General features: G+C 37.2%; 17 protein-coding genes. 1 reads left to right on the top strand and 16 read right to left on the bottom strand.

Annotation, left to right across the window (positions count from 1 at the left end; all coding sequences use genetic code 11):
• Positions 1-116: 116 nt before the first annotated feature.
• The 11 genes from ACFPQ3_RS01805 to xylA form a co-directional block, all read right to left on the bottom strand.
• The gene (locus ACFPQ3_RS01805) at positions 117-2159 is read right to left on the bottom strand and encodes a right-handed parallel beta-helix repeat-containing protein (protein ID WP_156806623.1); all 2043 of its coding nucleotides are present in this window, start codon (positions 2157-2159) and stop codon (positions 117-119) included.
• A 118-nt stretch (positions 2160-2277) separates the two neighbouring features.
• Positions 2278-2925: a GDSL-type esterase/lipase family protein gene (locus ACFPQ3_RS01800; protein ID WP_156806622.1), complete on the bottom strand. Its 648-nt coding sequence runs from the start codon at positions 2923-2925 to the stop codon at positions 2278-2280.
• A gap of 96 nt (positions 2926-3021) precedes the next feature.
• Positions 3022-3957, bottom strand: a complete 936-nt coding sequence (locus ACFPQ3_RS01795; protein ID WP_156806621.1) for an alpha/beta hydrolase — start codon at positions 3955-3957, stop codon at positions 3022-3024.
• Between the two features lie 127 nt (positions 3958-4084).
• Complete coding sequence (locus ACFPQ3_RS01790) at positions 4085-6133, bottom strand: right-handed parallel beta-helix repeat-containing protein (protein WP_156806620.1); 2049 nt, start codon at positions 6131-6133, stop codon at positions 4085-4087.
• Positions 6130-7110 (bottom strand): Gfo/Idh/MocA family protein, encoded by a 981-nt coding sequence (locus ACFPQ3_RS01785; RefSeq protein ID WP_156806619.1) that lies wholly within the window; start codon positions 7108-7110, stop codon positions 6130-6132. The genes ACFPQ3_RS01790 and ACFPQ3_RS01785 overlap by 4 nt, the downstream gene beginning before the upstream one ends.
• Positions 7111-7239: 129 nt before the next feature.
• Positions 7240-8268 carry a sugar ABC transporter substrate-binding protein gene (locus ACFPQ3_RS01780; protein ID WP_156806618.1) on the bottom strand — a complete coding sequence of 343 codons (1029 nt, stop codon included), beginning with the start codon at positions 8266-8268 and terminating at the stop codon, positions 7240-7242.
• Positions 8269-8295: 27 nt separating this feature from the next.
• Positions 8296-9255: an ABC transporter permease gene (locus ACFPQ3_RS01775; protein ID WP_156806617.1), complete on the bottom strand. Its 960-nt coding sequence runs from the start codon at positions 9253-9255 to the stop codon at positions 8296-8298.
• 2 nt (positions 9256-9257) lie between these two features.
• Positions 9258-10754: a sugar ABC transporter ATP-binding protein gene (locus ACFPQ3_RS01770; protein WP_156806616.1), complete on the bottom strand. Its 1497-nt coding sequence runs from the start codon at positions 10752-10754 to the stop codon at positions 9258-9260.
• 168 nt (positions 10755-10922) lie between these two features.
• Complete coding sequence (locus tag ACFPQ3_RS01765) at positions 10923-12104, bottom strand: iron-containing alcohol dehydrogenase (RefSeq protein WP_156806615.1); 1182 nt, start codon at positions 12102-12104, stop codon at positions 10923-10925.
• A gap of 159 nt (positions 12105-12263) precedes the next feature.
• Positions 12264-13739, bottom strand: a complete 1476-nt coding sequence (gene xylB / locus ACFPQ3_RS01760) for a xylulokinase (protein WP_156806614.1) — start codon at positions 13737-13739, stop codon at positions 12264-12266.
• A gap of 77 nt (positions 13740-13816) precedes the next feature.
• The gene (gene xylA / locus ACFPQ3_RS01755) at positions 13817-15124 is read right to left on the bottom strand and encodes a xylose isomerase (protein WP_156806613.1); all 1308 of its coding nucleotides are present in this window, start codon (positions 15122-15124) and stop codon (positions 13817-13819) included.
• A gap of 174 nt (positions 15125-15298) precedes the next feature.
• Here xylA and ACFPQ3_RS01750 point away from each other — a divergent pair, with 174 nt between their 5' ends.
• Positions 15299-16462 (top strand): ROK family protein, encoded by a 1164-nt coding sequence (locus ACFPQ3_RS01750; protein WP_156806612.1) that lies wholly within the window; start codon positions 15299-15301, stop codon positions 16460-16462.
• A 1056-nt stretch (positions 16463-17518) separates the two neighbouring features.
• On the opposite strand, the gene trxA is transcribed toward ACFPQ3_RS01750, so the two are convergent.
• The 5 genes from trxA to ACFPQ3_RS01725 form a co-directional block, all read right to left on the bottom strand.
• Entirely contained in the window at positions 17519-17836 is a 318-nt protein-coding gene (gene trxA, locus ACFPQ3_RS01745) for a thioredoxin (RefSeq protein WP_121835710.1), read from the bottom strand.
• Between the two features lie 292 nt (positions 17837-18128).
• Entirely contained in the window at positions 18129-19034 is a 906-nt protein-coding gene (locus ACFPQ3_RS01740; protein ID WP_232323241.1) for an ROK family protein, read from the bottom strand.
• 92 nt (positions 19035-19126) lie between these two features.
• Positions 19127-20524 (bottom strand): MFS transporter, encoded by a 1398-nt coding sequence (locus ACFPQ3_RS01735; RefSeq protein ID WP_198039915.1) that lies wholly within the window; start codon positions 20522-20524, stop codon positions 19127-19129.
• Positions 20525-20551: 27 nt separating this feature from the next.
• Complete coding sequence (locus ACFPQ3_RS01730) at positions 20552-22561, bottom strand: beta-galactosidase (protein WP_156806611.1); 2010 nt, start codon at positions 22559-22561, stop codon at positions 20552-20554.
• Between the two features lie 11 nt (positions 22562-22572).
• A complete protein-coding gene (locus ACFPQ3_RS01725) occupies positions 22573-24030 on the bottom strand; it encodes a family 43 glycosylhydrolase (RefSeq protein WP_156806610.1) in 1458 nt (485 codons plus the stop codon).
• Positions 24031-24043: the final 13 nt, after the last annotated feature.

The following is a 24043-nucleotide window of genomic DNA, read 5'->3' as shown; positions in this document are numbered from 1 at the left end:
TGCATTAAAATCTGTCATGTTTGTCTTCCTTTTTATTTTTTGTGAGTTTTATCACGTGTCTTTCTAAAGAAATTGGCTGATTTTGCTCAGCCAGTTCTCCCTAGTTTAAGGTAATTTTACTTATTAGCTAATTTTTCCAATGCCACTACTTTATTAATAAATGGTCCAGCTAACGGTACTAGGCTATGGCGATTATCAAAATAATCTGTATCGAAGACAATTGGTGAACCATCTGGATTTTCAAATTTTTGTTCTGGTTCAAAGGCCATGCCTAGTGTTTCGGTACTGATAACCCCTGTTTTAAGTTCAGGTAATACATCATAAAGGTTGGTTTCTAAGTACCAGCCATCTGCTTTTTCAACAACAGAAATAGACACTTTATCTGTGGTATTTTCCGCATAGTTAACTTCTTTAGCTGATGGTTTTGCGCCATTCATGAAGATATTACCACCTGTCCATACTGGAAGCGGATTGTAATAACGATCACTTGGTGCAGAACCCATTCCACAATAACCTTCAAATTCCTTATCCCATTCTTCAAAGGTTGGATATGAACTGAATGGGAAAGTTCCCGCTTCAAGGTTATTATCATCCCAATCATCATTCATTTCTTTAAGATAATTCATGATTTCAACCATTTCAGGACGAAGATCTTGTTGGATGAAAATATTGTTGTAGAAACGATCGTCACCATGCAGGAAGGTCATGAAACCAGCCACTTCAGTTTGATGAGGCACATGATATGGTGTGTAACGAGGACTCATCAAAGTTTTAGCACCATTGTTAGTTCCTTTACCAACCGCAAGGAGACCACCTGCCACAATATTATGTACCATAGCAACACCTTGCCCTGCAATTTTAACCGCACGATCTGTAAGGAAAATATTATTATCTAGCAATGATGGACCGTGAGACACCTCGATAAAGACATCTTCACCCATAGAAATGGCTGCTGATGATTTCAAAGCTTCCGCATCAACAACACGAGGAATACTATTATCGTGGAAAAGATTCTGACTAACACGAGTTCCTTGCACCTGCCAGTCTAACCAAAGGCCACGCGTACAATGATGGATATGGTTTCGACGAATTTGTGCATCAATAGCCGCATGTAATTTAATCCCACCAATTTCAGCTCCATCAAGATTTTTCTTGTTGTTAATATGGTGAATATGATTATCCTCAATGATAGAGAAGACACAGCCTAAATGACCCACAATACCTGTTTGTCCACAGTCGTGGATATTATTACGACGGATAATATGTGAACCAATGCGTTCTTTCGTCCATCCTTCACGTTGAGCCTGTAAAATAGCATCACGTTCTGTCTGAGTACCGTCTTTGTATTTCCACTTGCTCCATTTATTATCATTTTCAGGTTGATAATACTTACCAAGTGAGATTCCACTACATTTTGCTTCGTAGATATCACAATCTTCAATAATCCAGCCTTTAGACCAGTGTGGACCAATCATCCCTTCTTGAAGAGCTGTTGGTGGAGCCCATTGAACAGCAGCCTTACAGATGGTGAATCCTGACACGGTAATATAACCGCGACCTTCTTCTACTGGATAGAAACAATTCTTACGAACACTGATTTCCACATTTTCCTCATTTGGATTCAAGCCTTGAAAGTTAGCATAGATAATAGTCTCATCAGCTGTTTCATCTTGCTCCGTATACCAAGTATACACTGTAAATTCTGGATCCCATGATTCTTCATAAACTTCAGGTTTAAGAACTTTTTCCAAACTCAACACTTCATAAAGTGATTTATCATTAAGGAAAACATCTCCTAGATGAGCGACCATCGTCTGTACAAACCAGTCACCATAGACACGTTCGATATAAGGATTAAAATCACCAAAAAAGCCGTTAGAAATGCGTGCTACCCACACATTACCATCATACTGTTCCCAAGTTTTAACAGATTCCGCTCCTGTGATAATAGCTGCTTCTTTTTCAACAGATGTATAGGTAATCCGTGCATCTGCTGTGCCACCATTAACCGGATTAACATTTTCACGGTAAACCCCAGGATAGACTAAGACTTCGTCACCTGGTTTAGCTAAATTAGCTGCTTCTTGAATAGATTTGAAAGGATACTCCTTTGTCCCTTGCCCACTACGTGGCGCTTGTTGATTAACGTAATATTTCATTTTGTCTCCTCTATATTAGAGTTATTATTAAAATAGCATTATTGATGATATCTTTTAACTACTTCTAGTCTTTCTGAATAGAATTCGGTTTTCAACTACATCTAAAAATATACTACACTTACACCAATGCTTCTTGCAATACTTCACACACTTTCTGATAACCTTCAATAGTTAAATGCAAACCATCTTTTGTATAATTTTTTTCCAGCTGTCCTTTGTCATCTAAAAGCAGAGGATAAATATCATAATAATGTACTTTACTGTCCGTCTCAGCCAATACCTCTAGTTGAGAATTAATAGTAATAATATCTTTATTTTGTCTAATATCAACCATATCAGTATATCCTTCAATAACAGGATAGATACTAATAATATGAATTTCTGTGGCGGGATTCTCTAATTTAAGTCTATCGCAAATATTAGTAAGTGTCTCAACAATACTATCAGTACTACGATTATGAGCCAAATCGTTAGTACCTAATAATATAAACACCTCACCTGCTTTTAAACCGCCCATAATTTCATCAAAATGCTCTAAAACTGTATCAGATCTGATTCCACTAATTCCACGTTTATACAAAATTTTTGAACTCTTAAGCATCTCTTCAATAGGAAATCCTTCTGTGATTGAATCACCTAAGAAGACAACTTGCCCTGTTTCAGCAAATTTATTTAATTTTGAAAAATTTTCAATCTTATTTAAAATATCATTTTGTAAGAATTCATAATTTAATTCTCTTACAATTTCCATGATTTTCTGATCCATTATTTCAGTCTCCTAATAAGCTAGTCTATACAGTAAGAATGTGAAAACACCTTTTCTGTCTCACTCCTACAGTTTAAATAAATCAACACATACAAACTAATTCCAAGGACTCTGCTTTTCCAGTGGTAGCATAAATCGCTTAGATAACCATTTTTCAGCTAAATCGATCCAAATACGTACGGTATCATCTACTTCGACTATACTTGGAGCTGTCGCCTGTGTAGCAAGAGATAAACCATGCGGACCATCTTCAAATACATGTAATTCAAACGGAATACCCTTATTTGCTAAAGCCGTCGCTAAAATTGTAGATTGATTTACATTAACCAATTGATCACTAGTAGTTGTCCAAATAAACATTGGAGGCGTAGAGTCATCAATTAATTTAGCACTGCTAACACTCAGCAATTGCTCCTCAGTCGGATTTTCATTTCCCAAAAATGTACGATTTGAGATTTCAAAAAATCTTGTTCCTGATTTATCCTGACTTTTCACAAATTCTTGATGTACAAAATAATCTGTCAAGGGATAACCAACTATAATAGCAGCAGGACGTGTTCTTTCTATATCAAAACTATTAGTTATGATTGGCTTATTCCAATAAACACCATAATTCGTAACATTATTTCCGCCTGCAGAGAATCCACATAAAATTAATTTATCTGTATCAACTAGCCAATCGTCAGCATGCTCATGAATAATAGAGAAGGCATTAGCGATATCCAACATAGGAGTAGGAAAAATAGTATCATCCTTAAAATTAATAGAATCCGAAAAAATACTATTATAGTCTTCTTTATCATCTAAAAGAACATGATACCTTAATACAAATGCGTGGTAGCCCATAGCTGCAAATCTAAGGGCGACAATCTCTCCTTCACGATCAGAACAATTAATGTAAGCCCCACCAGGACAAATAATGATCGCTGGTCTTTTTTTCCCATTCAAGAGCTCTGGTGAATCTTCTAAAATATAAGATGTTAAATCCACATTATCTCGTTTATTATCTAAATTAAATTTTTTGATTAACATATATTACTACCTCTAGTTTTAAGTATATTGAAAATATTGGTTAGATCGAATCTATAACGTTTGATCTTTTTATCAACCAATAATAAATCATACAGAAGCTTAAATAGTTGAATCTCTATGTTATCTATTAGTTAATCTTAGAAATAAGTTTTTGTAGACCACTGAATTTATCTACAAATGGTCCAGCTAACGGCACTAGACTATGGCGATTATCAAAATAATCTGTATCGAAGACAATTGGTGAACCGTCTGGATTTTCAAATTTTTGTTCTGGTTCAAAGGCCATGCCTAGAGTTTCTGTACTGATGATTCCTGTTTTAAGTTCAGGTAAAACATCATAGAGATTGGTCTCTAAGTACCAGCCATCTGCTTTTTCAACAACGGAAATAGACACTTTATCTGTGGTGTTTTCTGCATAGTTAACTTCTTTAGTTGATGGTTTCGCGCCATTCATAAAGATGTTACCACCTGTCCATACAGGAAGCGGATTGTAATAACGATCACTTGGCGCAGAGCCCATTCCACAATAGCCTTCAAATTCCTTATCCCACTCTTCAAAGGTTGGGTAAGAATCAAATGGGAAGGTTCCAGTCTCAACATTATTATCGTCCCAATCATTTTTTTCAGCCTTAGATTTTTTCATAATTTCAACCATTTCAGGACGAAGGTCTTGTTGAATGAAAATGTTGTTGTAGAAACGATCGTCACCATGCAAGAAAGTCATGAAGCCAGCCACTTCTGTTTGGTGGGGCACATGATATGGTGTGTAGCGAGGACTACTAATACCTTTCGCACCATTATTAGTACCAACCCCAACAGCTACAAAACCACCTGCAACAATATTATGTACTAACGCAACACCTTGGGTAGCCATTTTTACTGACCTTTCAGATAGGAACAGATTATTATCTAAAAGTGTTGGACCATGAGAAACTTCCAGAAAAACATCTTCACCTACAACAACCGACACCGATAACGCTACTCTGTCTCCTTTAAATTCTTTTGGAATAGTATTATCATGAAAAAGGTTCTGACTAACACGAGTTCCTTGAGCTTGCCAGTCTAACCAAAGACCTCGACTACAATGATGGATATGGTTTCGACGAATTTGTGCATCGATCGCCGCATGCAATTTAATCCCACCGATTTCGGCACCAGCAAGATTTTGTTTGTTATTAATATGGTGAATATGATTGTCTTCAATGATTGAGAAGACACAGCCTAGATGACCCACAATACCTGTTTGTCCACAGTCGTGGATGTTATTACGACGGATAATATGTGAACCAATGCGTTCTTTCGTCCATCCTTCACGTTGAGCTTGTAAGATAACTTCACGTTCTGTCTGAGTACCATCTTTATATTTCCACTTACTCCACTTATTATCATTTTCAGGTTGATAATACTTACCAAGTGAGATTCCGCTACATTTTGCCTCGTAGATATCACAATCTTCAATAATCCAGCCCTTAGACCAGTGTGGACCAATCATCCCTTCTTGAAGAGCAGTCGGTGGAGCCCATTGAACAGCGGCCTTACAGATGGTAAAGCCTGACACAGTAATATAACCACGACCTTCTTCCACTGGATAAAAACAATTCTTACGGACACTGATTTCAACATTTTCCTCATTTGGATTCAATCCCTGGAAGTTAGCATAGATAATAGTCTCATCAGCTGTTTCATCTTGCTCCGTATACCAAGTGTAAATTGAAAAATCTGAATCCCATGATTCTAACTTAATCACTGGGGATAAAACATCGTCAAGAGTTTCAACTTCATAAAGTGATTTATCATTTAAGAAAACGTCCCCTAAGTGCGCTAAAATTGTTTGTACAAACCAGTCACCATAGACACGTTCAACATAGGGATTAAAGTCACCAAAAAGACCATTAGAAATGCGTGCTACCCACACATTACCATCATACGGCTCCCAAGTTTTTACGGATTCTGCCCCTGTGATAATGGCTGCTTCTTTTTCTACAGACGTATAGGTGATTCTTGCATCTGCTGTACCACCATTAACCGGATTAACATTTTCACGATAAACCCCAGGATAGACTAAGACTTCGTCACCTGGTTTAGCTAAATTAGCTGCTTCTTGAATTGATTTGAAAGGATACTCTTTCGTTCCTTGCCCACTACGTGGCGCTTGTTGATTAACGTAATATTTCATTTTGTCTCCTTTTCTTTTTCAGAAAGATAGATAACTCCCAATTGTCGTCGACAATCATCTAACATATTCATAACATCTAGTGTACTTCCAAGACTGATTTCACTCTCTAGCTGACCAGATAAGATCTCATCAGTAACGATATCAGCTTGTCTTAAGAATAATAACTGATGTTCTGCTTGATAAATTTCCTTTTCTTTTCCAAAGACACTGGCACTTTTTGCCATGTGAAAATCTTTGATATGAAGTGTTCCATTTTCTCCAAAAAGTAGAAAATGTTCTCCACGTGAACCATTAATACCAACATACAATCTAGCTTTGAAATCGCCATAATCAAGAATGATTTCCTCATTTAAATCAACACCGTCTTTCAGCTCTCCTGTACAGGTGATGTTTTGAGGATACCCAAATAGCTCATAACAATAGCGAAGAGAGTAAACTCCAATATCCATAACCGCTCCACCAATTAATTCAATTGAAGTTAAGCGTGGGTTCCCATAATTCCAAATCATAGGAAGAGAATAAGAAACCTCTACATCTTGAACTTGTCCAAAACGATCTTCTTTTATCCAATCCTTGACTTGTTTAGCCACATCATTATGCCATGTCCACATGGCTTCAGAAACATAGACTCCTTCTTGACGAGCATACTCTATCACTTCTTGAGCTTCTTTCGCATTAACCGTAAATGGCTTTTCACAAAGTACTGTTTTTTTATGGGCAATGCAGAGCTTCATAAATTCAGCGTGACGATCAGCTGTAACTGCAATATAAACTCCATCAACATTAGAATCATTAAGAAGATCCGTAACATGTTCATATACCTTGCCTCCAAAACGTTCTGAAAAACGCTCAGCTCTTGACAAAGTTCTATTCCAAAGTGCTACAATTTGGTGTTTATCCGACTGTTTAAGTTCTTTTGCGACACTTTCAGCAATACCACCACAGCCAATAAAGCCCCATTTGAATAATTTTGTCATACATTACCTTTTCTATGACTATTACTAAAATCTCAACAACAGTTACCAACTGCCTCCCCTTGATTAAAAAATGACTAGACCCTAATATTGTCTAGTCATTTTTATTTAGGGGGTCATGTTACTAACATCTTATTCTGTTGTCGTTGTTTTTTGCTCTGCTTTTTGTTTACCGTATTCTACGATATCTTTAGCCTCAACAAATTTAACATCAATTGGGATATTTTTATCAATTTTTTTACCATCAATTGATTTAACTAGATTTTCGATAACTTGTACACCGATATTGTAAGCATCTTGGTCAACGATACCAGTGATACGGCCATCTTCAATACCTTTTTCCCAAGTTGGTGTGTAGTCAAAACCAAAGTGAAGGATTTTACCAGCTTTGTTTTGTGAAGCAAGAGCTTCCATAACACCAACGTCTGGTCCTTCTGAACCAAGTGAGAAGACAAGAACAAGATCCTTATTAGCAGTGATTTGACCTTCTAATTGTTCTTTTGAAACAGCAGCTTGGTCTTTATCTTGGATAGTTTCCAAGAACTTGAAGTTCTTAGTTTTATCACCCATTACTTCTTCAAAACCAGCTTTTAGACCTTTTTCACGAGCAATCATAGTTGGTTGAGCACGGTCAACACAGACGATAGAAATTGAACCAGCTGTGATTCCATCAGCAATCAAACGTTCAGCAGCACGACGTCCAAGTTCAGCTCCTGCAAGTTCGTTATCTGTACCAACATAAGAAACACGATCCTCAGGATTTTCTAAGTCAGCATCAAATGTGATAACTGGAATGCCTGCATCTCCTGCTTGTTTAATTGGGTTTTTGAACATGGTTGCTTCAATTGGAGCGATAGCAATACCTGCTGCACCGTTACTTACAGCTTCGTTAATGAAACCAATGTGTTTTTCATTTTTTTGTGCTTCTGCTGGTGGTGAAGTTTTAACAATCAATTCATATCCAAGTTTTTCAGCAGTTTCTTCAGCACCTAGACGCATTGGATTCCAGTAAGCACCAATATCCACGATTGGGATAAAGTACAGAGTCTTTTTAGCATCCCCACCATTAGAAGAAGACTTGCTTCCTCCACCGCTAGCGCATGCGACCAAAACAAGCAAAGTTGCAATAAGAGCCGTAGCTAATTTAAGAAATTTTTTCATTTTAACACCTCGTTAAAAAATTTTTTGCTATTTTGACATATCAGATTTTCTTCTGATGTAATCCACAATAATTGAGAAGACAATGACAACCCCTGTTACGGCTTGCTGCATGAAGGCATTAACACCTAGAATAGCCAAGCCATTATTAAACACTTGTAATGTGAAGATACCAACAATAGCTCCGCCGATTGTACCGACACCTCCACTAAATTGAGTACCACCCATAATTGGTGCTGCCATCGCTAAGAGGTCAAGACCTTGACCCTCATTTGGACCACCAACATTAAGGTTACTCATCAAAAGCAATCCTGCTACAGCTGCCAAAGCCCCTTCAATGATAAAGAGTTTGATGACATGTCGATCAGTTTTAATTCCTGAAAGACGGGCAACTTCTGGGTTTGACCCGATTGCATAACAATTACGACCAAAACGCGTATTTTTCATCACATAAGCAAACACTGCTATCAAGACAACAAAAATCAATGTATTACTATAGATAACTTTACCAAAAATATGTGTTCCTGCTAATTTAGCAAACCAATCTGGGGTACCGGTTACATAAATACCATTAGTTACAAACATGATGATACCACGAATAACGTAGTTAGTACCTAAAGTCAAAATAAATGCAGGCAAATTCATCGTTTTAATCAAGAGACCATTCACCGCTCCAAAGAACATACCAATCAGAAGAGCTACTGGAATAACAATAAAGGGTGATAAACCTTTAGTTGATAAATAAACCGCTGCAGTTCCAACAAAAGCTGCATTTGAAGCAATTGACAAGTCAACATAACCTGTAATCAGAATCATTGTGTAGGCAATTGTCAAAATCCCTACAGGTGGGATTTGTCTAAAGAAGTTTCCCACATTTCCTTGGCTCAAAAACATCGGACTAACTACTGAGAAGTAAGCAAATAAGATGACTAGCACCACATAGACCGAATGTTTCAAAAAGAATGATTTTAGATCAAAATTTTTCAACATAGTTAATTTCCTTTCGCTTCAAGCGTTGCATATTCCATAATTTTTTCTTGACTAAAGGCTGATTTATCAGCAATTTCACCACCTAGACGACCTTCATGCATAACATAAATACGATCGCAGGTACCAATAATTTCTGGAATCTCACTAGAAACAATGATAATCCCTTTACCCTCAGCAGCTAATCGATTAATCAAACCATAGATTTCACTTTTAGCACCGATATCAATACCTTTTGTTGGTTCATCAAAAATATAAATATCACTATCTGTATTAAGCCACTTAGCCAAAACTACTTTTTGCTGGTTACCTCCAGACAATGAAGAAACCGGATTTTCAATATTAGAAATCTTAATATTCAAATCTTTAACAAATTTATCTGTTGTTTTACGCCAAACTTTGTGATCTACAATATTTGCCTTATACCCAGCCATATTAACATTTTCATTAATAGACAACCCTAAAGCAACTCCTTGATTTTTCCGATCCTCTGGTAAGAGACAGATTCCATTTGCAATAGCGTCAACCGGCGAAGAAATTGATAGTTCTTTACCTTTTAAACTGATCTTACCTGTATAACCCTTGTCTGCTCCAAATAACAAGCGCATAATCTCAGTACGACCACTGCCGACTAGACCCGCAAAACCGATGACCTCTCCACGGTGTAGATTGAAGCTAACATTCTTAACAAAATTATTTTTGTCAGAAAGATCATTTACTTCAAGAAGTAAATCACCAATAGCATTATCGCGACTTGGGTAAAGATTATCCAGTGAACGGCCAACTAATTTTTGGATAATTTGTGCGTCAGTCAAATCAGAAATCATATCAGTACTGATATACTGACCGTCTCGTAAGATTGTAATACGATCACACAAGGTTTTGATTTCTTCCATGCGGTGGGAAATATAAACACTTGAAATTCCCTTATCTTTCAATGCCCTTATAATGATAAATAGGACCTCAACATCTTTATCTGAAAGAGATGTTGTTGGCTCATCAAAGATAATAACCTTGGCATTCATACTAAGAGCTTTAGCAATTTCAACCAACTGTTTACCAGCTGTTGATAATTTATAAACTAAATCTGTTAGTTTAAATTTGACACCAATTAAGTTAAGGAGACGCTGAGTCTCTTCATATAATTTTTTATAATCAACAATTCCAAATCGTTCATTAATATACGGCAACCGTCCCATGAAAATATTTTCAGCAACTGTTAGATGTTCAGCTAAATTGAATTCTTGGTGGACAAATCCAATTCCCATTTCTGTTGCAATCTTAGGAGTCAAATGGCTAACTCCCTCGCCTTCAAAGGTGATGGTTCCTTCATCTTTAGAGATAACTCCACTTAGGATATTCATGAGTGTTGATTTCCCGGCACCATTTTCACCCATCAACGCGTGAATTTCTCCTTTTTTAACTTCAAAGGACACATCTTTCAAAACAGAAACTGGACCAAAGGACTTGTAAATTCCTGACATTGAAAATAGTGTTTCCATCAAGTTCCTCCTTTATAAGATACAATTTTATATTTGTTTGTTCGTTAAACTTACTAAATAAATTATAGCATCTGGTTGTATTTTTGTAAAGCGCTTTCTTTATATTTTTAAAAAAATTTGGCAAAAAACTTTCCTCTAAAATTCTTAGCTTCGATTGGAGTTTTGAGACTATAACATCATACGATATATCTCTGCAATTTCTTTCTCCCCAAGTGGCACAAATCCACCAATAGTCCCTGCTCTACCATTACCATAAGCAGCACGGTGAGCCATTTTTTCAATATCTTCTTCTCTTCCACCAAGTTCAGCAAGAGTTTCTGGCATGCCTATACTTGTAAGGAAACGTCGGTAACGTGCAATACCTTCGAGAGCTGTTCGTTCTGGATTTTCAAAATCCATTTGGCATCCCCAAACTCTTGTTGCTAGTTGAGCAAAACGCATGACATTATGTTTGTAGGTGTAGCGCATCCAATTTGGAAAGACAACCGCAAGACCTGCTCCATGAATACAATCATATTCAGCAGATAATTCATGCTCAATATCATGACTTGCCCAATCTTGTTGGCGACCTACACCACAAGAATTATTATGGGCCATCATTCCAGTCCACATAATATTAGCACGCGCCTCATAATCATTAGGATTTGCAATAACTTTAGGTGCTTCATTAATCATCGCTAAAAGATGACCTTCAATTATACGGTCTATTGCTTCAACATTTTTTGTATTGGTAAAATAACGTTCCAGAAGGTGAGCCATAATATCTGTGATACCGGCAGCTGTGTGATAAGGAGGTAAGGTTTGAGTAAGTTCTGGATTTAAAATAGAGAAAACAGGCCGCATCCCTTCACCACTGGCACCACGTTTATACATGCCATCTTCTTTTGTAATAACAGAGTCTGGCGACCCTTCCGAACCTGCTGCAGCAATTGTTAATACAGTTCCAATGGGCAAAGCCATATCTTTTTCAACTGTTTTTCCAGAATAAAAATCCCAAAAATCGCCATCATATTTTGCACCAGCAGCAATTGCTTTGGCCGAATCAATTGCACTGCCTCCACCGACAGCTAAAATAAAGTCAACATTTTCAGCACGGCAAAGGTCAATCCCTTGATAAACAAGACCATCACGAGGATTAGGTTGAGCACCACCGAGTTCTACATAAGCAATGTTTTCCTTATCTAAAGACTGTTTGACCCGCTCGAGAAGACCTGAGCGTATAACACTTCCACCACCATAATGAATTAAAACCTTCGTACCACCAAAGCGTTTCACATATTTTCCAGTCTCTTTTTCTTGCTCCTTACCAAATACAAAATAGGTTGGAGCATAAAATGTAAAGTTTTCCATAATTTCTTATACCAATCTAACATCAATAAGCTTAACACATTAAAATAATTTATTACGGTTGTTACTCAGATGTTATTCCTTTCTACATGATAAAACTAAAAAGAGAAAGTAATACATACTATTATAAACAGTTGTCACTACTTCCTCCTTCATAATATCCTATTTTATCTTTTTGACATTTGGGTAAATGCGTTTGTAATCTTCATAAACGTCAGCATAGACAGCGACATTTTCCGGAATTGGTTTGACTGCTTCTGTATACTCCACAAAGGTTTCTGCACAACTTTCAATGTCTTTAAACCATCCACATCCAAGAGCTGCAAGCATGGCTGCACCGAGGCCTGGACCTTGTTCAGCTGTCAAAGCAACTATTTCCGCATTGAAAATATCTGCCTGCATTTGAAGCCAATCTTTATTTTTAGCGCCTCCACCAACGGAAACGATTCGTGTAAATGTTTTTCCTGCTACTTCAGACATGAGACGTTGAGAATCTTTTAAAGAGAAGGTAATCCCTTCAAGAACACTGCGAGAAAAATGCGCTAAAGTATGGCTGGTATCAATTCCAATAAAACTACCACGAATACTGCTGTCAACATGAGGAGTACGTTCCCCAACGATATATGGTGTAAACAACAAGCCATCACTACCTGCTGGGATTTGGCTAATTGGTGCTAGTAAGTCTGAGAAGCTCTGCTCTTTTGCAAAGGTATCGCGGAACCAGTTAAGGCTATGACCAGCCGCCAAAGTTACCCCCATAGAGTAGTAACTCTCACTGAGAGCATGATTAAAAAAATGCAATTTTCCTTCATAATCAGGCGTCTCTTTTCCTTCATAAGAAAGGAAAACACCAGAAGTTCCAATACTTGCCATACCGACTTCACTTGAGAGAATTCCAGCACCGACTGCTGCACAAGCATTATCTGCCCCACCAGCAAAAACTGTAACCTCTTTTTGCAAGCCAAAACGTTCTTTCAACTCAGCACGCACAGTACCTACCTGTTCTGAAGCTCCCACTGCTTTTGGCAAATAGCTGAGCGGGATATCAAAGATATTAGCCACTTCTTCTGACCATTCTGCCTTCTCAACATCTAAAAGAAGAGTACCTGCAGCATCAGATAAATCGGTATGATAATTTCCAGTTAAATAAAATCCCAAGTAATCTTTTGGCAACATGAGCTGACGCACCTTAGACCAAACTTCTGGCTCATTTTCTTGAACCCAAAGAATTTTAGGAAGGGTAAAACCTTCTAATGCAAGGTTACGAGTAATTCCAAGAAGTTTATCACCTAGTTTTTCTTCAATCGTACGACATTGAGCCGTTGTACGTGTATCATTCCAAAGAATCGCTGGACGTAAAACCTCACTATTTTCATCTAAAAGCACTAAACTGTGCATTTGACCAGAAAAGCTAATTCCTTCGAGCCCAGTCGTAAAATCAGAGACCGTTTCAACCAATTCTTCAAATACCTTATCACAAGCGACTACCCAATCACTGGGATATTGTTCGCTATAACCAGGTTGTAAATGGATTAAGCCATAATCAGCAGACGCTGAAGCCACAACTTTTCCTGATTGATCAACCAAGAGTCCCTTTAAGGAGCTTGTGCCAAGATCAATTCCTAATACGTAAGACATGTGTTCCTCCTTTTTTCATAAAAAGAGCATATCGCTGACCTTACAACGACATGCTCCTTCAGCATTAATAATTAAGATTAAACAAGATAATCGTTCAATTGAGATTTCACTAATTCAATGTGGCTAGATTCAAGAACAGGATTGTCATGTTCAAGAGCGTATGCAGTTAAGCTTTCAAGATCTTCTTGATCAGCAAGAATACGAGCACCAACACCTTCTTTATAAGAAGCGTAGCGTTTTTCTTTAAGGTCTTCAAAGAAACGATCTTCACGAAGTTTAGCTGCTGCTTTCAAACCACGTGCAAAAGTATCCATACCTGCAATGTGGGCAAAGAGAAGGTCATCCATTTCATGCGAAGAACGACGAACCTTAGCATCAAAATTGATACCACCAGGTGCTAGACCACCATTATCAAGGATTTGAAGCATTGCAAATGTTGTATCATAGATATTTGTCGGGAATTCATCTGTATCCCATCCAAGAAGAACATCACCTTGGTTAGCGTCAATTGAACCAAGTGCATCGTAATCACGCGCTACGTTAAGCTCATGTTCAAAGGTATGACCTGCAAGTGTTGCGTGGTTTGCTTCTAAGTTAAGTTTGAAGTCACCTTCAAGACCATGTTTTTGAATGAAAGCCATAGTTGTTGCAGCATCAAAGTCGTATTGATGTTTTGATGGTTCTTTTGGTTTTGGCTCAATAAGGAATTGTGGTTTGTGACCAATTTTCTCACCGTAAGCTACTGCCATTTTAAATAGACGCGCGATATTATCTTGTTCAAATTTCATATCTGTGTTAAGAAGAGTTTCATAACCTTCACGTCCGCCCCAGAAAACATAGTTTTCACCACCAAGTTTTTTAGAAAGGTCAAGACCTTTTTTAACTTGAGCAGCTGCGTAAGCAAAGACTTCTGCGTTATTTGAAGAAGCGGCACCGTTATTGAAACGAGGATGTGAGAACATATTTGCAGTGTTCCAAAGCAATTTTTTGCCTGTTTCTTCCATTTTTACTTTGATGTGATCAGTGATTTCATCAAGGTTAGCAAAGAATTCTTCCAAAGAGTCACCAGCTGGTGCGATGTCAATATCGTGGAAACAGAAATAATCAACATCTAATTTTTCAAGGATTTCAAAGAAAGCATCAACACGATTATGAGCAGTTTCCATTGGAGTAGCACCAAACCATGTACGCTGGTTCACTGGATAGCCGAATGGATCAGATCCATCTTGAGTCATGGTATGCCAATAAGCAAGGGCAAAGCGCAAATGCTCACGCATGGTTTTCCCTTCCACTACTTCTTCTGGATTGTAATGACGAAAAGCGTAGGGATTTGTAGTTTTAGGTCCTTCAAATTGAACTTTTTCTACATTTGGAAAATAAGTCATAAAGTTTCTCCTTTTTATCAAAATGATTTAAATTTAGTTTGTTTGTTCGATGAACTAACTTACAATAGCAGTATAACGCCTCATGCCATTTTTGTCAAGCGCTTTCATTGAAAAATCTTGTTTTTTTTTTAGCTTTGGTATAAACTAATAGTAACATTAAGGAGATCTTTGCTTATGATCGCAGATAAATACCTCATTCGAGAGCAAAATGAAGCTCTCGTTTTAAAAACAATTATCAATTACCAACCTATTTCACGTGCGAATATTGCTAACCACTCTGGCTTAAATAAAGCCAGCGTGTCTTCTATTACATCGGCACTTATCGAGCGACAGCTTATTTTCGAAAGTAGTATTGGAGATGCTGGAACAAGTGGTGGACGTAAACCAATCAATCTTTCATTCAACCCCCAAGCTGGGCTTGCTCTGTCTGTAGATATTGGAAGTAATTATGTTCATGGCATGCTCTCCTATCTCAATGGGCATTCCATACATCAGGTCAAAGAAAAGGCTCCTATAAGCACAGAAAATGTCATCTCTGCCACTTTAAATGTCATCAATAAACTAACAACACTGTCCTTACCAAAAACGACGCATGGGATTGTTGGGATTTGCCTCGGTATCCATGGTATCGTTCTTGATGATCAAATACAGTTTACGCCATCCTATGATTTAGATAAAATCAATTTAAAAGAAGAACTCGAAAAATTTATTTCATACCCTATCTATTTGGAAAACGAAGCTAACTTAGCTGCTCTGGGTGAATATACTTTTTCAAAAAATAGCCAAGACAACATGATTAGCATCAGTATCCACTCAGGTATAGGGGCAGGTATTATCCAAAAAGGTGAATTACAGACAGGCTCCCACGGTCAAGCTGGTGAAATTGGTCACTCTATTCTTTACCCTAACGGGCACCGTTGCCCATGTGGCAATCGAGGATGTTTAGAAAAATATGCCTCTAATAAAGCAATCTATGAACTTTTCACAGCAGAAACAGATATTCAAAACGTTGATTCTGACTTAATCACTGATGAACTCAACAATGACAATCCTGTCGTGAGAAGTATTGTTCATAAAAAAATTTGGGAGTTATCTATTGGTGTGAATGATCTAACCATGCTTTACGACCCTAATTTAATCATTATCAATAGTTCTATCTTCCAAAAAAATCCCGAACTAATCGCTGTTTTAAAAGCAGAAGTCCCTAGTAGATTTGCACAACATCTTACCATTTCTAACAGTGAATTAGGTGAAATGGCCACACTTTATGGTGGTGCCGCCAAAGTTATTTCAACTTTCTTGGGAATTGAAAATGCCAGACTAGGCATTTTAGATTAGATAAATCGAGTATAGGCTATTCTCTAGGCTCTCTCACACCATCGTTCGTGCCATTCGGCACACAGTGGTTCAATTAAACTTCAGCGAGAACTCTACTCGTTCCCACATCTATCTGTATAAGATTCTGTTCTTCCTATACCGTCCTATATTTATGAACAACCTCTTTCGATATACGTTCCGCGAATATGATCGTTTCAGACTAGGTGTCAGGCAAACAAAATCAGTTATACTCTTTGAAAATCAAAATAATACGTCGTTTCTTTCACCTTGCTGTACTCCAGTACTATCTACGGCTTACCGCCTAGTCTGATTTTGATTTTCTTTGAGTATTAGATAGATAATCATTTAATCGTTCGATCCTTCTCTCTGTTCTTATTACATGAGCTTCATCACTACTATGACCTAGAATAACATCTTATGGTTCGTTGTTACTACGTCTAACTGACGCTCACGAGACCTCACGGGATAAGTCGTACATCTTTCCTCGTTTACACAAGATATGAGGACGTTAAAAGGTCTAAGTGAAAATAGGAATTCCGACGAAGAGTCCTGAGACTCTAGAAAGAATTATCTTTTTCACACAGAACTTAGTCCGACTTCAATTACTCTCGTGATTTACGCACATAGGTTACGACCACCTTTTGGGACTTTAGAGTTTTGGGCCTCCTCATCCCCTATTTACGCCTTGATATCACGTTTCTGTTCGTAGAGCCACGATTTCGCTATCCCTTCCTCTGACGGTTACAATTTCTAACGTCAGACTTGAGGCTGGGCAAAAGTCTAAAAAATAGCAAATGGCTTAGAGTAACGTCGTCAAAAAACGTTGATTCTAAGCCATTTTATTTTGTTCAATTTTCAATAGCAAGGCGGAAATTTGAGTTTTTCCCCAACCTCAATCCGCTACCTCACGATAGTCAGGATGCAGAGTCGCTATTGGGTTCTACCTTCAGCGGATGCCCACGGAGGACTTGCACCTCAGATGTACGATATGCCGTCGTACGCAAAAAATCTTAGAACTCACACGCTCTAAGATTTTTTTATAAACTTATTAAGACTTTAAGCGCTCAATTCTTCTACGATTGCTAGAAGTTGTTGTTTTGTATGCACACCTGCCACTTGTTTGACCACTTGTCCATCTTTTTTGAAGAGGAGTGTTGGGATTGACATGATGCCAAATTTTTGAGCTGTTGCTGGATTTTCATCCACATCAATTTTGACGATTTTAAGTTCATCTTCGCTCAATTCGTTTGATAACTGCTCCAAGATTGGTGCTTGCATCAAACATGGACCACACCATGTTGCCCAAAAGTCAACCAAAACAAGACCTTCACTTGTTTCTGCCTCAAACGTTGCATCTGTAATATTTTTTGCCATTTTATTTGTTCCTTTCTCTTTAGGAAAATAGCAGAGCTACTGACCTAACTTTGTGACTTTATCATAACCTAAAATCATTAGAATGACAAATTTCTGATACGGAAAATCATTTTCTAGGAATCAAAGGTAAAATCTTTCTATATTTATATATCGGATCATTTATAGTAATACACAATAATATTAAAAGAGCTCCCCCTGTCAAAGCAAAAGTCATTATCATTAAAAACAAAATAATCACTTTTGACATTTATAATATCAGCAATTTTTTTAAAGCCATAGTCATGTAAGTGCTCTAGTGGTTCCCTTCAACAGTTAATAAAAATTGATATAAAGCTCCTAATAGATTAGCTTCATTATGAAAAGCACATGGCATAATCTCCACTGGGGTAATCATTTGTGAAAAATCTCCTAGTTTTTGTAAAATGATCTGATATTGATTTCTAATTTCTTCAATAACAATCTCTTGAACACTAATCCCTCCACCTACGACAACGCGCGCCATGTCTAATACAGCTTGAACATTGTAAATCAAATAAGCAATACCCTGACAGTAATCTCTAAAAATAGGATAGACACGTCCATCTTTCTGACTGATCGCTTTAAACACAGTCATCCCATCTTTAGTATCTTCCAAACCAAGAATCTCTGCACAGGTCTCAATCATTCTAACAGCGGAGCCTTTTACCCCATAAATATTTTGAAAATCGAAGGGTCTTACTGGTACAGCTGTAAAGCTTAACTCTCCCGCTTGAAAGTGAGTTCCTTGGAGCAATTCTCCCTTAGAAATAATACCTCCACCAACTCCTGTTCCAAGAATTAAGGCTAAGCCGTTTTCAATCCCTTGTAAATTTCCACGCCACAATTCTGAAAGAGCGGCTGCTTTGCCATCATTAATCACCGTGGTAGGTAAATCGTAATGTTCTAATAAGTATTCTGGTAAATTTAAACCATGCAAAAAAGGTAACGAACCACCGAAATAAATAATCCCTTCTTTGCTATCAACTTTACCTGGACAACTGATAGCCACACCTCTGATCCTTGATTTATAATGCGTAACCAAAGAATCAATCGCCTCTAAAAAATGAGGTAAGTTATCAGGAGTCGACCTATTTGATTTTTCAATAATGTTCCCAGACCTATCAATAAGGGCATACTTAATCTGAGTTCCCCCAATATCAATGCTTAAATAATCTTTCATGATTATTATCTCCTTCATCATGTTAAAAAGCTACTCCCTTTCATTAGTGAGACGTAACGAGAGAAAGTATTCTTTTTATATTATCTATTATACTATTTAATGCCCTTACGCACTTCTAAATCTGCGATAATGCCATCATATTCCTTATCTAATTTGTAGAATACTAGAAGAACGACAGCCGAAATGACACTGATAGCAAGCGGAAGATAGATATATAAGGTGCTTACTGCCGCTACTGCACTTGCAGATTGCGTTGCTGCCGTCGCGTCATATCCACCGGCAGCCATTACCCAACCAAGAACAGCTCCCGCTACACCTGAACCCACTTTTGAACCAAATGAAGAGGCAGCATTTGCAAGCCCTGCACTGCGAATTCCTGTTTTCCATTCACCATACTCAATGGTATCTGAAAGCATTCCCCACATACATGAAGCTGCAAAACCGTTACCGATACCCTTTATAACATTTGAAACCATAATCAATGTGTAATTTGCTCCAACTAGGGCTGTCATCAAATATCCAATTGCGGATATCGACATTCCCCAAACCATGGCTTTACCTTTCCCCATGCGTTTAACAAATAGAGGAGCTGCCACAAACATTGTTGCAATTTGTGCTATTGTTGTCGCATTTCCAAGTGGTCCTACTAGGTTTTGATCATTGAGAACTGCTTTAGCATAATAAATAGCCGTTCCACCACCTACAGTTAGAGAAAAATACATGATAAAAACAACAAGCGCTACAATTAACCAATATTTATTTTTTAATAAGGCTCCAAATTCTTGAGCTATATTAGCTTTCGGTGTGTCACTATTTTGTTCCTCAATAACACGTTCATGAGTGAAAAAGAATGAAAATAGGAAAATAACAATTGATAAAACCCCGAAAACAACAAATGTTAGTGTCCAAGCTTTCGCATCTCCGCCAAAGACATTAACAACTTTTAAGGTAAAGGTATTAATAAATAATGTTCCAGCAGTTGCTAATAACATCCGAAAGGTTCCTAATAACGTTCTCTCATACTGATTTTGCGTCATCATTGCATTCATTGTTGCGTAAGGAACGTTAATAGCTGTGAAAATAACTGTTGATACTAAATTATAGCTTAAAAAGATATAAATCAGCTTAAAGGTATTACTAGCATTTGTCGGTACTGAAAACAAGATAACGGCACTGAGAGCATAAGGAATAGCTAGTCGAGCTAACCATACACGAGCTTTACCAAATTTTGACTTCGTACGATCGACGATAATCCCCATGATAATATCACTAATACCATCAAATATCCGTGAAACTAACATTATGGTACCCACAGCTGCAGCATCCGCATGAACAACATCTGTGTAATAAAAAACTAAAAATATCGAAATCGCAGAATAAACAATATTTCCTGCAAAGTCACCTGTCCCATAAGCAAAACGTTCTAGAAAACTAAGTTTACTTTGCGGATCTGGATTATAAGTCATTCCAAACTCTTTCTTTGTTGCCATCATTAAAACTCCTTTTAATAATATTGATTAATTTTCTTCCAAAATAATAACATCCCAAGAGGCAATACTAAGTAGTTGTCCCTCTAAAATCTGTCGGCCATTTCTTAAGTCTAAACCTGATTGTTCTGCAACAACCTGCTGGGTATGATCGGAATAATTCAACAAATAGGTCACTAATTTACCAAAATCATTTTTTCCCTTTTTGACAATAATAGGGAATTGATATTTTGATAAGTCATAATTAAATTGATCTTCAAAAATTTTTTCAATAATCTTCATAAGAGATTTTTCATCAACATGACATCCTACATACACTGCTTTCCCTTTACCAAAATGATTAACCGTGATAGCTACATTATCATACCATTGACTATCTTCATACTCTGCTAATATCTGAGCAGTTGTTGGTTGTAGAAATTCTAAAAATCCTTCAACTACACCACCATTTTCAAAATAGCTCGTAGATAGGGTTTGGCCTGTAGGAGATGCAAATTGGTTATAAGATAACCCTAAAACCTCTTGTAATTTATGAGGTGTTCCTTCATGTGAAATGGTTACATACTCATCAGCAACAGCTGATTTGAAACTCATCAACAGTTTCCCACCTGACTCTACGTAATATGATAAGCGTTCATAAACATCATCTGGTGCTACATATAGTGATGGAACAACAAGCACTTCATAATTTTGCCAGTCATCTGAATCTACTGAAACTATATCACATTCAATATTTAGACTATAAAGAGCCCTATAATAAGCTCTAACAATATCATTGTAAGATAGTGTAGATGAAAAATCGGATTTAATATCAATCGGGAACCATTTTAAAGCGGTTAAAGCTTCGTTACTAATTAATAAGGCTACTTGATTGGTCTTTTTCAAATTAACTAACTTCGATGATAAACGTTTCAATTCATTACCGACAACAACTGCTTCTTGATAGGTTTTGTTTTCAGCAAAATCATGAGCTAAAAGGCCTCTCCAATAGGACTCAGCAGAATTATGAATAGAGTGCCAATGCCAATACATAACCGCATTTGCACCACTCGCTAAATGACTATAAGCATTAAGAATAAGTTGATTACGATAAGGCATCATGTTAGAAAAGCCTTGAGCTTGCGTCTCTAGAACGAGATAATTAGTTTTCTTTAACTGACGCGTACTATCTCCACAAAAGGCAATTTCTAATCCTGTTAATTTATCCTGTGCTGGATGATAGATATCGCATCCTGCTATCGTAATAGCTTTAGAAGCTTTAAAATGATTCACTTCAGGTTGAACACCATACGAGTATCCTCGCCACTCAAAATCAAAATTCTGGGTAATAAATTGATCATCTCTAGCATATTCTGACACAATATCTGCCTGCCACTGAAGAAAGTCATCAACTAATAAACGCTGGTACTTTTCAAACTCTGCACCTAAACTTCCATTGATAGTTCCGTTAACATTAGGAAAATTCTCCCAAGAATCTACTCGATTACTCCAATAATCAAACCCAAACGCCTTATTCATGGCTTCAATATCATTATGAAATTGTTTTTTCAGATACTGAACAAAACCCACTTGAACATTTTTACTAGATGTTCCATATGCTTTTGTCTCATTATCAATTTGAAACCCAATCACATTATCATAATTAGCAGATACCTTCATCAGCTCTCTAATAATTCGCTCTGCATAATGAAGATAAGTCTTGTTGGTAATATCCATTGATTGTCGCATACCGTAAATGGCACGACCACTTCCTTTTCGCTCAACCATAACTGTCGGATCCAGTGATATCAGCCAAGATGGAACAGCATAAGTTGGTGTTCCTATAATCACTTTAATACCGGCTTCTTTCATAGCTTCAATAACCCGAATAACACTTGAAAAATCAAATTTTCCTGGTTCTTTTTCATAGGTGGACCAAGTTGACTCAGCAATGCGAACAACATTGATACCGGCCTTTAACATCATTGCTATATCTTTTTTTAAGCGATCATAGGGCATATACTCATCGTAATAAGCAGCACCGTATAATATCTCTTTCATCCATCTCCTCCTTAAGCAAATGTAATTGATTTAAAATCAATACTTCCCTGTCCTTTATAAGTGACATAAAGAGCTTTCTGCCCCTGTAAATCAACTAAGAAATTAGTCTTTAAAATTACCCATTCTGAGCTATTAGAAACCTCTATTCTTGCCACTTCCTTCCCAAATCTTTCCGTACTAAAGCTAAAATAGCCATTCGCATCCCCACGAACCTCTACTGAGAGACATTTTGGAGAACTAAATTCAAAATATTTATAGCCTACGATAGCACTATCACAAAGGTTATGGATATATTGGGACTCACGTTTTTCATTATCTTCCTCAAATTGAGTTAAACAAGGATGTATCGCTTTTAAAGCTTCTGAATTAACTTCGACACTTTTCATAGCACCTTTAGGTCCAATGAGATTACAAGCTATCGCTGCTGAATAAGTCCCTAAACCTCGAAGCGGTCCACCATTTAATCCACAACTGGTTAACTCTGCTTGTTCAAATAACCCTTTTTCATTCATTTGAATAACTTCAGCAATGCCTTGCCTTGAAAACTCACTATAATTTGTTTGACGATGCCCAAAGATATAATAGATTCCATTGATATCTACAATAGATCCATGATTATTCCCCCAGTAAGCCTGCGCCACTTGATTGCCGTTTACACCCAAATCAGCATTAGAATGTAAACTGCCACCATAAACATAACCTTCGGTCGGCTTATCACTCATCGCAAAGGCTAACTCATGACTCAAAACAGAAGAATAAATGAAATAATATTTTCCATTAAATTTGCGAATAGAACTAGCTTCATAAAACTCATGTCCCTCAAAACCAGTTCCTTCACTATCCCATTGATTTGGGATAACTTGTTTAGGTTCTGTCTTTATCGTAAGCATATCTTGGTCCAATTCCACAACGTAATTACCGGTATCACCCAGAGTAATTCCCATCATTTTTTTAACATTTTCAACTACTTCTCTACCAGGTCCAAAACCTGTATAGAGGTAAACTCGATTATCATCGTCTACTAATACAGCGGGATCAAATTGGAAAGGATCACAAATAGGATCAGAACCATACAATTCACCGTCTACGTGCTTAACATTGCCATAAAATTCAAATGGACCTACAGGTCTATCAGCAACTGCTACAGAAATTCGACTATAAAAATCCATACCATAGTACAAATAATATCGACCATCTGGACCTTGTACTACATCTGGTGCAAACATACTAAATTTCCCTTCGGCATTAAAAGGATCTTGAGTTTTCCGGTAGATAACTCCCTCATATCTCCAGTCGCTTAAATCATTTAAGGGAGCCGAATAAGTAACATAATCATTTAAACAATAATAATCTGCTCCAAATCTATCGTGACTTCCATAAATATAAAGGCGATTCCCAAACACTCTTGGTTCTCCATCCGGAAGATATTCATAATTTGGTAAATAGGGATTAAATACTTGTTTTTTCATTACACGACTCTCC

It is taken from the genome of Streptococcus caledonicus (genome assembly GCF_042656225.1).
Taxonomy (GTDB): Bacteria; Bacillota; Bacilli; order Lactobacillales; family Streptococcaceae; genus Streptococcus; species Streptococcus caledonicus.
This window is presented reverse-complemented; position numbering and strand designations above follow the sequence as displayed.